General features: G+C 60.9%; 11 protein-coding genes. 2 read left to right on the plus strand and 9 right to left on the minus strand.

Features of this window, described 5'->3' with window-relative positions; genetic code table 11:
- Positions 1 to 50: 50 nt before the first annotated feature.
- The gene (locus AC2FFD_RS08025) at positions 51 to 1,121 is read right to left on the minus strand and encodes an SMP-30/gluconolactonase/LRE family protein (protein ID WP_496872792.1); all 1,071 of its coding nucleotides are present in this window, start codon (positions 1,119 to 1,121) and stop codon (positions 51 to 53) included.
- Positions 1,122 to 1,208: 87 nt separating this feature from the next.
- Here AC2FFD_RS08025 and AC2FFD_RS08030 point away from each other — a divergent pair, with 87 nt between their 5' ends.
- Entirely contained in the window at positions 1,209 to 2,318 is a 1,110-nt protein-coding gene (locus AC2FFD_RS08030; RefSeq protein WP_425079767.1) for a pyridoxal phosphate-dependent aminotransferase, read from the plus strand.
- Between the two features lie 130 nt (positions 2,319 to 2,448).
- Here AC2FFD_RS08030 and AC2FFD_RS08035 read toward each other — a convergent pair whose 3' ends face one another.
- The 6 genes from AC2FFD_RS08035 to AC2FFD_RS08060 form a co-directional block, all read right to left on the minus strand.
- Positions 2,449 to 3,639, minus strand: a complete 1,191-nt coding sequence (locus AC2FFD_RS08035) for a pyridoxal-phosphate-dependent aminotransferase family protein (protein ID WP_496872793.1) — start codon at positions 3,637 to 3,639, stop codon at positions 2,449 to 2,451.
- A 51-nt stretch (positions 3,640 to 3,690) separates the two neighbouring features.
- Positions 3,691 to 4,323 (minus strand): bifunctional 4-hydroxy-2-oxoglutarate aldolase/2-dehydro-3-deoxy-phosphogluconate aldolase, encoded by a 633-nt coding sequence (gene eda, locus AC2FFD_RS08040; protein WP_496872794.1) that lies wholly within the window; start codon positions 4,321 to 4,323, stop codon positions 3,691 to 3,693.
- A 3-nt stretch (positions 4,324 to 4,326) separates the two neighbouring features.
- Positions 4,327 to 6,132: a phosphogluconate dehydratase gene (edd, locus tag AC2FFD_RS08045; protein ID WP_174818384.1), complete on the minus strand. Its 1,806-nt coding sequence runs from the start codon at positions 6,130 to 6,132 to the stop codon at positions 4,327 to 4,329.
- Positions 6,133 to 6,134: 2 nt separating this feature from the next.
- Positions 6,135 to 7,580, minus strand: a complete 1,446-nt coding sequence (gene zwf, locus AC2FFD_RS08050; RefSeq protein ID WP_496872795.1) for a glucose-6-phosphate dehydrogenase — start codon at positions 7,578 to 7,580, stop codon at positions 6,135 to 6,137.
- A 149-nt stretch (positions 7,581 to 7,729) separates the two neighbouring features.
- Complete coding sequence (gene ptsP, locus AC2FFD_RS08055) at positions 7,730 to 9,973, minus strand: phosphoenolpyruvate--protein phosphotransferase (protein ID WP_170345025.1); 2,244 nt, start codon at positions 9,971 to 9,973, stop codon at positions 7,730 to 7,732.
- Between the two features lie 46 nt (positions 9,974 to 10,019).
- On the minus strand, positions 10,020 to 11,258 hold the full coding sequence (locus AC2FFD_RS08060; RefSeq protein ID WP_152457283.1) for an aspartate kinase: 1,239 nt from the start codon (positions 11,256 to 11,258) through the stop codon (positions 10,020 to 10,022).
- A 165-nt stretch (positions 11,259 to 11,423) separates the two neighbouring features.
- Between AC2FFD_RS08060 and AC2FFD_RS08065 the strand changes: the two genes are divergently transcribed.
- Positions 11,424 to 11,780 carry a hypothetical protein gene (locus tag AC2FFD_RS08065; protein WP_170345024.1) on the plus strand — a complete coding sequence of 119 codons (357 nt, stop codon included), beginning with the start codon at positions 11,424 to 11,426 and terminating at the stop codon, positions 11,778 to 11,780.
- Here AC2FFD_RS08065 and AC2FFD_RS08070 read toward each other — a convergent pair.
- Both AC2FFD_RS08070 and AC2FFD_RS08075 read right to left on the minus strand, forming a co-directional pair.
- Complete coding sequence (locus AC2FFD_RS08070; protein WP_170345023.1) at positions 11,774 to 12,412, minus strand: SDR family oxidoreductase; 639 nt, start codon at positions 12,410 to 12,412, stop codon at positions 11,774 to 11,776. The genes AC2FFD_RS08065 and AC2FFD_RS08070 overlap by 7 nt on opposite strands.
- Positions 12,413 to 12,414: 2 nt before the next feature.
- Complete coding sequence (locus AC2FFD_RS08075; RefSeq protein ID WP_257600239.1) at positions 12,415 to 12,870, minus strand: DUF1178 family protein; 456 nt, start codon at positions 12,868 to 12,870, stop codon at positions 12,415 to 12,417.
- Between the last annotated feature and the right edge of the window lie 13 nt (positions 12,871 to 12,883).

A 12,883-nucleotide genomic window follows, 5' to 3' on the forward strand; every position in this document is an offset into this window, starting at 1 on the left:
TTCTATTGCTGCAAACATGCCCGGACAGAATGCGGAATACCACTGCGACGTCAGGGCATTTCGCCGACAGGCATTCGTCCGAACCACGGGGAATCGAGGGTCATGACATAGAACTGATCACCCACGATCTTGCCCCCGGTCGTGATGCCCAAGCGGCCTTGCGGGTCCTGTAGCGTGCGCAGAATCGCACCATCGCCGTTGAACTGCACCATCATGCCGCGATGGATTGGCGCGGGGCGTACTGCCGGACCCAACCGCCAGATCACCTTACGCAGGAACGGGTACGGCATCAGTGCCTCGGACGGGACACGCGGGCTGGCGAAGGCCATCCAATAGGTGCCGTCGCCCTGAGCCTCGAGGTTGTCGGGATAGCCGGGCAGGTTTTCCAGCAGGATCTCTTGTTGCCCTGCTTTTGGTCCGGTCAGCCACAGCTTGTGCACGCGCGCGCGACCTGTTTCCGCGATCAGCAGAAAGTCCTCGTCAGGTGAAAGCGCGACACCGTTGGTATAGACAAACCCCTCGGCGATCTTCTGGGTGCTGCCATCGGGAGTGCGGCGCGCGACGTAACCTGTATCGGACTGTTCCCAGATGCTGAGGACAGAGGTCGGTTTGGTCCCGCCCATGGTTTCCGGGTCAAAGCGATCAGATGAATTCGAGAAGTAAATCGTGCCATCCTGCGCCACGTCCAACTGGTTGGCGTAGATCACCGGCGCGCCGTTGATGTCACTCACCACCCTGTCCAACGTGCCCGGACCGGTCCAGCGCATCACGCCCCGATAGCTGTCGGCGATGTAAAGCGCGCCATCCGGTCCGGCCTTGAGGCCCAGCGGACGCCCGCCAAGCTGGTCAACTGTAACCGGATCCGCCCCGTCGATGCGGTAAAGGGTACCTGACAGACTGGTCGTGTAGACCGTTCCATCGGGCATGACGGCGATGTCTTCAGGGCCGATCTCTTCCCCCGGCAGGCGGATCAGTTGCGCTGCGTCCAGTGCTGTATTTTCAACGAAATCCCCAGTGAATCCGGCATCTTCCGGCATCTCGACGGCAACAGGCTCAACCGGGACGGGCCAGAATAGAAGATAGGCGAGGCCCAGGAGAATAACGGCTACGAAAATGCGCATCTGCGCTCCTTTTTCAAATCTCTTTTCCAGCGCGCCCAAACATGGTGCGTGCTTGCTCATTGATCGGGCTTGGGGTTATCTGCGGACATGACCGGACCTCGATACACCCCGCTTGCCCAAACCCTGCCCGCCACCGTGCCCTTTGTGGGCCCCGAAACGCAAGAGCGTCAACGTGGCACGCCATTTGTTGCGCGATTGGGAGCCAACGAGAGCATTTTCGGACCCTCGCCCCGCGCGATCGAGGCCATGGCGCAAGCCGCGTCAGATATCTGGATGTACGGCGACCCCGAAAACCATGACCTGCGCCATGCCTTGGCCGACCATCACGGCGTATCGCCGGAAAATATCGTCGTGGGCGAAGGGATTGATGGGCTTTTGGGCTATCTGGTGCGGCTGATCGTCGGGCCCGGGGATGCCGTTGTCACTTCGGACGGGGCCTATCCGACCTTCAACTATCATGTGGCCGGGTTCGGCGGGGTGATTCACAAGGTGCCGTATTCAGGTGACCACGAGGATCCCTCGGCCCTGTTTGCCAAGGCTGCTGAGGTTGGTGCCAAGCTGGTCTATCTGGCCAATCCGGACAATCCGATGGGCAGCTGGCATTCCGGCGCGGACATCGTGGCCGCCATGGATGCCTTGCCTGATGGGTGCCTGCTGGTTCTGGATGAGGCCTATGTGGAATGTGCGCCCGAGGGGACGGCTGCACCTGTGAGTGCTGGTGATCCGCGCGTGATCCGGATGCGAACCTTTTCGAAGGTCTATGGCATGGCAGGTGCGCGGGTTGGCTATGCCATGGGCACGCCGGATCTGATCGCGGCCTTCAACAAGGTGCGCAACCATTTCGGCATGAACCGCGCTGCGCAGGCCGGGGCTTTGGCGGCTTTGCAGGATGGCGCGTGGCTGGAGCATATCCAAGCACAGATCGCAGAGGCGCGTGAGCGGATCGGCGCGATTGCCCGGGAAAACGGATTGGCGGTCCTGCCTTCGGCCACCAATTTCGTAGCGATTGACTGCGGGCGCGACGGGGTTTTTGCCAAGGCCGTGCTGGACGCCCTGGTGGCGCAGGGGATTTTTGCCCGAATGCCGTTCGCGGCACCGCAGAACAGGTGCATTCGGGTAAGTTGTGGCCCGGCGTCTGATCTGGACGCGTTCGCCGCCGCTTTGCCCAAGGCGCTTGCGGTTGCGCGGTTGGGCTGATTGATCCCTATCCGCCCGGCCGGACAGCAAAGGGGGGCTGTCTGCCCCCCATCGCGCCACGGCGCGATTCCCCCCGAGGATATTGTTGGCCAGATGAAGAGGCGGATCGGGCGGAGACGCCCGTAGAATGTCAGGCGGCCAGCACGGCGGCGGCGGCTTCGAGGGCCCCCTTGCCACGCGATATGTCAAGTGAAGCCATGCCCGTTTCCACACCGCCCAGAATGGCCATGACCATCTGCCCGTTGATATGCCCCATGTGGCCGAGACGGAAACAGCTGTCATAGTCCTCCATCCCAAGGCCGATGCCCAGTGTCAGACCCAACCGGGTTTCGGTGAACCCACGCAGGGCCGTGCCGCGACCTTCCGTCAACCGCAAAGCAGTGACGGCGTGGCTGCGAAAGGCACGGTCGGCGACGTTCAGGTGCAACATGCCGCCTTCGGCCCAGGTCTCACAGGCCGCCCAGATGGCATTGGCCAGGCGCTCATGGCGGGCCCAGACCTGTTCGATCCCCTCTGCATGGATCAGATCAAGCGCGGCGCGCAGGCCATAGAGGTGGTGTGTGGGTGCGGTGCCGTTGAAATACTGATAGAACAGGTCCGGGTTAGCGCGCGGCTGCCAGTCCCAATACTGCGAAACGCGCGGCATGGTGGCCCGTTTGGCTTGTGCTTTCTGGTTGAAGAAAACAAAGCCGATGCCCGCCGGGGTCATCAGGCCTTTTTGGCAAGCGGCAACTGTGACATCCACGCCCCAGCCATCCATCTCGAACCTGTCACAGCCCAGCGAAGCAATGCAGTCTGCCATCAACAGCGCCGGGTGCTGCAAGTCGTCCAGAAGCCTGCGCAGCGCCGGGATGTCGTTCCGGATCGAACTGGATGTATCCACGTGCACCGCCAGAACCGCCTTGATCTGGTGACTTTGATCCGCACGCACCGCATCTGCGATCCGCTCGAAATCCCAGGCTGAAGAGGTGCCGAAATCGATCAACTGTACCTTTGCCCCGATCCCTTCGGCCATTTCGGCCCAGCCATGGGTGAACCTGCCCGAGGCCGGGGCCAGAACGGTTTCGCCGGGGGCGATCACGTTGGACAGCGCCGCCTCCCACGTGCCGTGGCCATTGGCGATATAGATGGCGACGTTGTGCTTTGTACCGGCAACCCGGCACAGATCGCGCGTCAGGCCGGGCATCATATCAATAAGTTCGCCATCATAGATGTTGGGCGACGGGCGGTGCATGGCTTGCAAAACCGCGTCCGGCATGACCGAAGGGCCCGGAATGGCCAAATATGCCCGCCCCTGGGAAAGGGAAACTGTCTGTGTCATGGGGTCAACCTGTATGAATTGACACCCACATTACCGAGGGGTCGCGCAGCGTCAATCCGCCAGCTTCGATGCCTCGCGCGCAAGTGTTTCGATCCCGGCCCAGTCGCCGGTTTCGACCATTTGCTTCGGCGCAACCCAACTGCCACCGGCGCAGATCACGTTGGGCAATGACAGGTAATCGCGGGCATTGGAGGGGGACACACCACCCGTAGGACAGAAGCTGATCTGTGGCAGCGGCGCGCCGATCGCCTTCAGCGCAGGTGCACCACCTGAGGCTTCGGCCGGGAAGAATTTCAGCATATCATAGCCCTTTTCCAGCAACGCCATCGCTTCACTTGCCGTGGCGGCTCCGGGCAGCAGCGGCAGGCCTTCGGCTTCGCACGCCGCGATCAGGGCATCCGTGGCGCCGGGGGAAACGCCGAACAGCGCGCCGGCCTGTTTGGCAGCCCGGACATCATCGGGCGCGACCAGCGTGCCTGCACCGACCACGCCGCCGGGCACTTCGGACATGGCCTTGATTGCATCCAGCGCCGCCGGGGTGCGCAAGGTCACTTCAAGCGCGGGCAAGCCGCCGGCGACCAGCGCCTCGGCCAGAGGGCGGGCCTGTGCGGCGTCATCGACGACCAGCACGGGAACAATGGGCGCCAGGGCACAGATTTCGCGGGTGCGTTGAGTTTTGGACATCTCTTATGCTCCGAATATGCTGGCGCCAGTGTCGGCGGACCCGACATTCTGCCGGAACGCAGCGAAAAGATCGCGCCCGACACCGTGTTGATTGGCGGAAAGGTCGGCGGTGGCGGGGGACCGGTCCAAAACCCCGTTGGTCAGGATTTCCAGTTCGCCGTTGACCGCATCGACACGCAGGATGTCACCGTCTTGCAGGCAGGCGATGGGCCCGCCGTCCAGTGCCTCGGGGCAGACATGGATGGCGGCGGGTACTTTGCCGGATGCACCCGACATGCGGCCATCTGTGACCAGTGCCACTTTCTGTCCACGGCCCTGCAAAATCGACAGGATAGGTGTCAGCGAATGCAGCTCGGGCATCCCATTGGCCTTTGGCCCCTGAAAGCGGACCACGACGATGACGTCATCAGTGAACTCTCCGGCCTTGAATGCGGCTTTGACCTCATCCTGACCGTGAAACACGCGCACGGGGGCTTCGACGACCTGATGTTCTGGCGCGACGGCTGATACTTTCATGACCCCGGTGCCCAGATTTCCTGTCAGGCGCGAGAGGCCACCTGTGGGTTGGAACGGGTCTTTGGCCGGGCGCAGGATCTTTTCGTTCAGGCTGTGACCCGCGCCGTCCTGCCAGATCAGCTCACCATCAATCAGCTTGGGTTCCTTGGTATAGTTGTGTAGCCCCTGCCCCGCGACGGTCAGCGTGTCAGGGTGCAGCAGGCCATCTTCAAGCAGCGTTCCGATCGTGTACCCTAGGCCGCCGGCCGCATGGTAATGGTTCACATCCGCCAGACCGTTGGGATAAACCCGCGCGACCAGCGGCACGACTGCGGATATGTCGGAAAAATCCTGCCAGTCCAGCACGATGCCACCGGCGCGCGCCATGGCGATCAGGTGGATCAGAAGATTGGTTGACCCACCGGTCGCCATAAGGCCCACGATGCCGTTGACGAAGGCGCGTTCATCCAGAACCTGATAAACTGGTGTATAGCTGTTGCCCAACGCACTGAGCGACAGGGCACGCCGCGCGCCTTCCTCGGTCAGGGCATCGCGCAACGGGGTATTCGGATTGACGAAGCTGGAGCCCGGCAGGTGCAGGCCCATGAACTCCATCAGCATCTGGTTGGTATTGGCGGTGCCGTAGAAGGTACAGGTGCCGGGGCCGTGATAGGCTGCCATTTCGGCCGCCATCAGTTCTTCGCGGCCCACCTCTCCGGCGGCGAATTTCTGTCGGACCTTGGCTTTTTCGTCGTTCGGCAAGCCGCTGGTCATCGGTCCTGCGGGCAGGAACACGGCTGGCAGATGGCCAAAGGCCTGCGCGCCGATGATCAGGCCGGGGACAATCTTGTCACAAACCCCGAGGAACACGGCCGCGTCGTACGTGTTATGGCTGAGCGCCACACCGGTCGCCAGTGCGATCACATCGCGTGAGAACAGCGACAGCTCCATCCCTGCTTCGCCCTGGGTGACACCATCGCACATGGCTGGCACACCGCCTGCCACCTGTGCCGTTCCTCCGGCGGCGCGGATCGCGTCGCGGATCAGGGCGGGATACCGTTCGAACGGCTGATGGGCCGAAAGCATGTCGTTATAAGCGGTGACGATGCCCAGATTGCCGGCGGTACCGGTGGCCATCGATTGCTGATCTTCGCCTGCGCCCGCATAGGCATGGGCCTGACCGCTACAGGACAGATGCGCACGGGCAGGACCTTTGGATCTGGCCTGTTCCATCCGTTCAAGATGTGGGCCGCGCAGATCGGCGCTGCGGTCGATGATCCGTCTGGTGACATCGGAAATGACTGAGTGAACCATGATTACCCTCCGATCTGACGCCAGCGACGCCCATCGCGATGCATCAGCATCAATGCTTCTTCGGGGCCTGAACTGCCCTGATCATACCGGGATGGGCGGTCTCCGCGCTGCTCCCAGCCCTGAATGATGGGATCGACCCAGGCCCAGGCGGCCTCGGCCTCGTCCCCGCGCATGAACAATGTCTGATCGCCACGGATGACATCCATGATCAGCCGCTCATAAGCGTCGGGGGCTTGCGCTTCGTCCCCAAGCGCATCGGCGAAGCTCATGTCAAGCGCAACGTCCGACAGCCGGAAGCCTCCCGGCCCCGGGTCCTTTATCGTGGTGCGCAAGGTGATGCCTTCATCAGGTTGCAACCGGATCACCAATACGTTTCCGTGCAGCGGGCCGACATTGGGGAAAATCGTATGCGGTGGGTCACGAAAGAACACCGCAATTTCTGATTCGCGGGCCCGCAGGCGCTTGCCAGTGCGCAGATAGAACGGCACACCTGCCCAGCGCCAGTTGCCGATATGAACCTTGAGCGCAATGAAGCTTTCGGTACGGCTGGCGGGGTTGCCGACATGATCGACATAACCGCCCTCGCCCTTTTCGGCCCGGTACTGGCCGCGCGCGATGTCGGATTGGGCGACGGGCTCCAGCGCTTCGATCACTTTGACCTTTTCATCTCGCACCGCGTTGGGCGAGAATTTCGACGGCGGCTCCATCGCGGTCAGACACAGCAACTGCACCAGATGGTTCTGGACCATGTCCCGCATCGCGCCGGACTGATCGTAATAGGCCCCGCGCCCTTCGACGCTTACGGTCTCGGCCACCGTGATCTGCACGTGATCGATATGGGTCGAATTCCAGAGCGGTTCGAACAGCGAGTTTGCAAAGCGCAGCGCCATCAGGTTCTGCACGGTCTCTTTGCCCAGATAGTGGTCGATCCGGTAAATCTGATGTTCTTCGAAACAGGCACGTAAGCCCTCGTTCAGCGCCTTCGCCGAGGCCAGGTCGTGCCCAAATGGTTTTTCGACGACGATGCGGCTGTCCGGTGTCGCAAGACCGGCGTCATGCAGCCGCTGCGCGATACCCGAAAACAGGCTTGGACCAACGGACAAGTAAAAGGCCCGCACGACGTTATCGCGCATCAGCTCTTTCAGGTCGGACCACCCGGCCTCACCCAGAGCGTCCACGGGCACGTATTCGACATGGGCAAGGAACCGATCCAATGTCTCTTGGGAAAAGCCGGGCGCGAACTGTTGCATCGATTTGCGAACCTGATCGCGAAACCCGTCATTGTCGATATCCGAGCGTGCCGTGCCGATGATCCGCGCGTCGTCGGGCATTTGCCCGACCTCGAAGCGATGGTACAGGCCCGGCAGGATTTTGCGCTGCGCCAGATCGCCGGTCGCACCGAAAAGCACCAGATCAAATGGCTCTACCGGAATTACGCGTGAAACCATCACAGGCTCCTTCTGAGGTTGCCGATATCAGCTTAGCACGGCGTGAAAACCCGCAAAACCTGATATGTTATCGCTAACATTGAAAGTCTATTAGAAAGCCGCTCATGAAAAATCAAGCACAGTTTGAAGAAACCGTGCCGTTTTGCGCATCAGGTCTGATGGCGCAGCCAGTCCATGACCGCGGGGCGCACCGATTGTTCTCCGCGGTGGCGCGCGTCAGCGATGATTTTGCGAACCTCCGTCAGATTGGACCGCAACAGAAGGCTTTTGACCGGGCCAATCGAGGCGGGACGCATCGACAGCGTCCGAATCCCCATCGCCGCTAGGCACAACGCCTCGACCGGGCGGCCCGCATCTTCACCACAGAAGCTGAGCGGGGTGTCCGAGATATCGCAGCGTTCGACGATGCGCTCCATCAGGCTCAGGAAGCTGACATTCAGTGTGTCATAACGACGGCGGACCAGTTCGTTTTCACGGTCAGCGGCAAAGAAGAACTGCTTGAGATCGTTCCCACCGATTGAAATGAAGTCCACCTCGTCAAAGAATTTCTGCGGCGCAAAGGCCAGCGACGGGGTTTCCAGCATCGCGCCCACTTCAAGCGTTTCGGGCAGGACATGGCCCAATCGCTTTTCCCGCTCGATGGTTTTGTTCACTTCCCAGCGGGCGTCGCGATATTCCTCGGCCTGTGCGACAAAGGGGAACATGATGGTCAGCGGTCGGCCATTGGCGGCGCGCAGCAGGGCCTGCAACTGCATTCGCATGACGCCGCGCTTGTCCAGACCGACACGAATGGCGCGCCAGCCCAGCGCCGGGTTTGGTTCCGCCACGTGCTTCATATAGGGCAGAACCTTGTCCGACCCGATATCGAGTGTGCGGAATACCACCCTTTTGTCCCCCGCCGCGTCCAGAACGCGCTTATACTGGCTGACCAGTTCCGACCGTTTCGGCATCTGGTTGCGGATCAGGAATTGCAGTTCTGTGCGGAACAGGCCAACGCCTTCGGCGCCCGAGGTGCCAAGTGAAGGCAGGTCGGCCATCAGACCCGCATTCATCACCAGATTTATCCGCGATCCGTCCCGCGTCACGCAGGGAGTTTCGCGGATCGACGCATAACGTTCCTGCGCCTTGGCCTGCATCGCGATCTTGTCGCGGAAGGCACTGACCACGCTGTCTTCCGGGCGCAGATGCACAACACCCTGATCACCATCGACCAAAATGTGATCTCCGTTCAGGGCCTCGGTGGTGATCCGGCCCACATGCACGACCAAAGGAATAGCCAGCGCCCTTGCAACTATGGTGGCATGGCTGCCGACTGAACCTTCTTCAAGCACGATCCCCTTCAGCGCCCGTCCGTATTCCAGCAGGTCGCCGGGGCCGATATTGCGCGCGATCAGGATCGGATCGGGTGGCAGATCGGCACTGTCCGTCTTGCCTTGCCCGGTCAGGATGCGCAGCAGGCGATTGCTGAGATCGTCCAGATCCGCAAGACGTTCACGCAAGTAAGGATCTGTGACCTGCCCCATGCGCGCGCGGGCCTGGGATTGTTCCTTCTCCACCGCGGCTTCGGCGCTGAGCCCCAGGGCTATGTCTTCCTCCATCCGCCGCATCCAGCCTTTGGAATTGGCGAACATACGGTATGCTTCCAGAACCTTCAGCTGTTCCTTGTCGCCGCCCTGCGAAATTTCGAGCATCTTGTCGACACCGACGCGCAGTTCTTCCACCGCTTCGACCAGACGTTCGCGTTCCCGGTGCGGGTCTTCGGCAATTGGATTGGTCACAACCACGCGGGGTTCGTGCAGCCAGACATGCCCTTCGGCGGATCCTTCCTGTGCCGGACCGCCGCGCAGCAGAACCGATTGCTGGTGCAGGGGTGACAGGGCCGCACCCTCGCCGACAAAGGCGCCAAGCTCGGCCATTTCGGCCAGCACCATGGCGACCACTTCCAGCGCATAGACCTCATCGGCGGAAAATTCGCGCGCCTCGCGGGACTGGACGACCAGAACGCCCAGCTTTTCCCCAAGGCGTTGAACCGGCACACCCAGGAAAGAGGAATACCGTTCCTCGCCGGTTTCCGGCATGTAGCGGAAGCCCTTGGCCGACGGCGCGTCGGCGGTGTTGACGACCTTGCCGAACTTGGCAACCCGCCCCACAAGACCTTCGCCCATGCGCATCCGGGTTTTATGGACCGCTTCCGGAGACAGCCCCTCGGTCGCGCAAAGTTCCAGCGTGTCTTCATCGCGAAACAGGTAGATGGAACACACCTCGGCCCTGATACTGTCAGCGATCAGGTGCGTGATCCGGTCAAGACGTTCTTGACCGGCGGCTTCGCTCGCCATTTCTTCGCGCAACCGCCGCAGCAGCTTGCGGGATTCTGTTTCCGTGCCGTCTGACATGGCCCAACCGATTTAGTGTGTCAGGCGATACCTTTGGCCGATAAGCTCAGGCCGCCTTGTCCAGTTCAAAGGCATCATGCAGTGCCTGAACAGCAAGTTCCATGTATTTCCGATCCACAAGGACGGAAATTTTGATCTCGGAAGTTGTAATGACCTTGATGTTGATCCCCTCATCCGAGAGCACCTTGAACATCTTGGCCGCCACGCCCGATTGCGAGCGCATCCCGATTCCCACAACCGAAACCTTGCAGACATCGGTGTCTGCAACCAGTTCGGCATAGTTCAGCTCGCCCTTTTCCTTGATCGCCAGCAGCGCTTTTTCGGCGCGAGCAACCTGATCCGTGGGGCACGAGAACGTCATGTCCGTGCGACCCTCGTCCGAGATGTTCTGGACGATCATGTCGACATTCACGCCCTCTTCGCTGAGCGCCGAGAAGATGGTCGTGGCGATGCCCGGTCGGTCGGCCACGGAAACAACGGTCATCTTGGCTTCGTCGCGGGAATAGGCCACACCGGCCACAACATTGGATTCCATGATATCCTCCTCGTCGCAGACCAGCGTGCCGGCCTCATCGGATTGTTCTTCAAAGCTTGACAGAACGCGCAGTTTGACTTTGTACCGCATCGCAAGTTCGACCGAGCGTGTTTGCAGCACCTTGGCACCAAGCGACGCCAGTTCAAGCATTTCCTCGAACGAAATGCGGTCCAGCTTGCGGGCCTTTTCGCAGATGCGCGGATCGGTGGTATAGACGCCATCAACGTCCGTATAGATGTCGCAGCGTTCGGCGTCGAAGGCTGCCGCAAAGGCAACGGCCGTTGTATCCGACCCACCCCGGCCCAATGTCGTGATCCGGCCTTCCGGGCTGATGCCCTGAAACCCGGCAACCACGGCCACGCGCATGCCTTCGCTGAATTTCTGGTTCAGGTTCTCGGTCGGAATTTCCTCGATCCGCGCCTGACTGTGCGCGCTGGTGGTCAGCAGCGGCACCTGCCAGCCCTGCCAGCTGCGCGCGGGGATGTCCATTTCCTGCAAGGTCAGGGCCATCAGGCCAGCGGTCACGTTCTCGCCCGAGGACACGACGGCATCGTATTCGCGCGCATCGAACAGTGGCGATGTCTCGTTCACCCAGCCCACAAGCTCGTTGGTTTTGCCCGACATGGCCGAGACGATGACGATCACGTCATAGCCCTTGGCGACTTCAACGCCGATCCGTTTGGCGGCGCGGCGGATGCGGTCCAGATTGGCGACCGATGTGCCGCCGAATTTCATTACGAGTACTGGCATGGGGGCAAAAGTCTCCGCGCCTTGGATTAGAAGTTCCGTGCCTCATAAGCGAGGGGCACCGCAAGGGCAAGGGCGCAAAGCGGTCGCCCCTGCGGCGCAGGGCCGCTTTACATTGCACTGGCGCGATGTCAGCCTAAGGACATCAACCAGATCAAGAGGTTCTTCATGTTTCGCCTAGCCCTTGCCTTTGCAGTAATGTCATCGCCGGCACTGGCCCAGGTCGCGAGTGTCGCAGGGACGGACGGCAAGAACGCGCTGGGCACAATTCCCTGCGCGGCAAATGCCGGTGATCCGGTACAAAGCTGCCACGCCGAACTGCGCCGCCATGATGACGGAAACATAACGGTCGCGGTGGCCCTGGGTGGCGGGCAAGTGCGCAATATCTATTTCAAGGATGGCGTGCCGGACTCCAGCAACTCGACCTCGAAAATCTCACATGAAACGCGCGGCGATATGATGGTGGTCTACATTGAGCCCGGTGAGGTCTTTGAAATCCCCAAAGCCGCATTGACCTCTCAATAGGCGTGCGGTTGCCCGTCATAGGTTTCAAAACAGCCCGTTGTGCTTAGCGACAGGGCGTCAAATCGTTCGATCAGGCCGGACACGGCCTGATCCACATCGATATCGGCCGCTGCACCGCCCATATCCGTCTGAACCCAGCCCGGATGATAGATGCCGACGGCAATCCCGTCATCTTTGAGATCCATCGCCAGATTCCGCCCAAGGTTCAGAGCCGCCGCCTTGGACGCGCGGTAGATATAACTGCCACCCGGCGCAAGTGTATGCGACGCCATTTTCGACGAAAGGATCGCGATCTTGCCACCCGCCGCGCGTAGGTTGGGCAACAGTGTCTGTATCGTCAGAAAGACCCCCGTGACATTTACCGCAAAGCTGTGTGCCCACATGTCGGCCGGGTAGCCATCGATCGAATGCCCCTTGTCCAAATACACGCCAGCGTTGCAGACCAGCAGGTCGATGGGCTGGTCTTTCAACTGTTCTGCCATGGCTGATTGCTGCACGGGATCGGACACATCCAGACGCACCTGCATGCTGCCGTCGCGCGCCGTCCCGGTGACCTTGTCCCCCCGGTTGACGTAACGCTGTGCCAGGGCCTGCCCTATGCCGCGATTGGCGCCGGTGATCATGACGTGCATGATCAATTGGTCTTTCTGCTTGGAACAAACGGCAGCGGAGCCACCGGCACGCCATCTTCGATCAGGGATTTCGCCTCATCCAGCTTGGCTTCTCCGTAAATCGCACGTTCCGGAGCCTCGCCCAGATGAATCTTGCGCGCCTCGCTGGCGAAATCTTTCCCTACATAATCCGAGTTTTCTTCGACGTGGCGGCGCATTTCGGCCAAAACCTTCTCGATTTCAGGCGATGGGGTGGCCACGTCGATCTTTTCTTCAGGGGTGGAACGGATTTCACTTTTCTTACGTGCATTCCGCGCCGGGCGGACGCGTGGCGTCATGACCGCTTTCTCGACCTGCGTGCACCCGCAAACCGCGCAGGTGACCATACCCACAGAGGCCAGCTTGTCATAGGCTGCGGCGGATTGGAACCAGCTGTCGAAACTGTGGCCTTCGCTGCATTTCAACGCGTATTGAATCATGTTCAGTCCAAAA

It is taken from the genome of Ruegeria sp. YTSC002 (assembly GCF_059609845.1).

Excerpts from the sequence above, each read along its gene's own strand:
- AC2FFD_RS08025 (WP_496872792.1), bottom strand. The coding sequence starts at position 1,121 with ATGCGCATTTTCGTAGCCGTTATTCTCCTGGGCCTCGCCTATCTTCTA.
- AC2FFD_RS08030 (WP_425079767.1), top strand. The coding sequence starts at position 1,209 with ATGACCGGACCTCGATACACCCCGCTTGCCCAAACCCTGCCCGCCACC.
- AC2FFD_RS08035 (WP_496872793.1), bottom strand. The coding sequence starts at position 3,639 with ATGACACAGACAGTTTCCCTTTCCCAGGGGCGGGCATATTTGGCCATT.
- eda (WP_496872794.1), bottom strand. The coding sequence starts at position 4,323 with ATGTCCAAAACTCAACGCACCCGCGAAATCTGTGCCCTGGCGCCCATT.
- edd (WP_174818384.1), bottom strand. The coding sequence starts at position 6,132 with ATGGTTCACTCAGTCATTTCCGATGTCACCAGACGGATCATCGACCGC.
- zwf (WP_496872795.1), bottom strand. The coding sequence starts at position 7,580 with ATGGTTTCACGCGTAATTCCGGTAGAGCCATTTGATCTGGTGCTTTTC.
- ptsP (WP_170345025.1), bottom strand. The coding sequence starts at position 9,973 with ATGTCAGACGGCACGGAAACAGAATCCCGCAAGCTGCTGCGGCGGTTG.
- AC2FFD_RS08060 (WP_152457283.1), bottom strand. The coding sequence starts at position 11,258 with ATGCCAGTACTCGTAATGAAATTCGGCGGCACATCGGTCGCCAATCTG.
- AC2FFD_RS08065 (WP_170345024.1), top strand. The coding sequence starts at position 11,424 with ATGTTTCGCCTAGCCCTTGCCTTTGCAGTAATGTCATCGCCGGCACTG.
- AC2FFD_RS08070 (WP_170345023.1), bottom strand. The coding sequence starts at position 12,412 with ATGCACGTCATGATCACCGGCGCCAATCGCGGCATAGGGCAGGCCCTG.
- AC2FFD_RS08075 (WP_257600239.1), bottom strand. The coding sequence starts at position 12,870 with ATGATTCAATACGCGTTGAAATGCAGCGAAGGCCACAGTTTCGACAGC.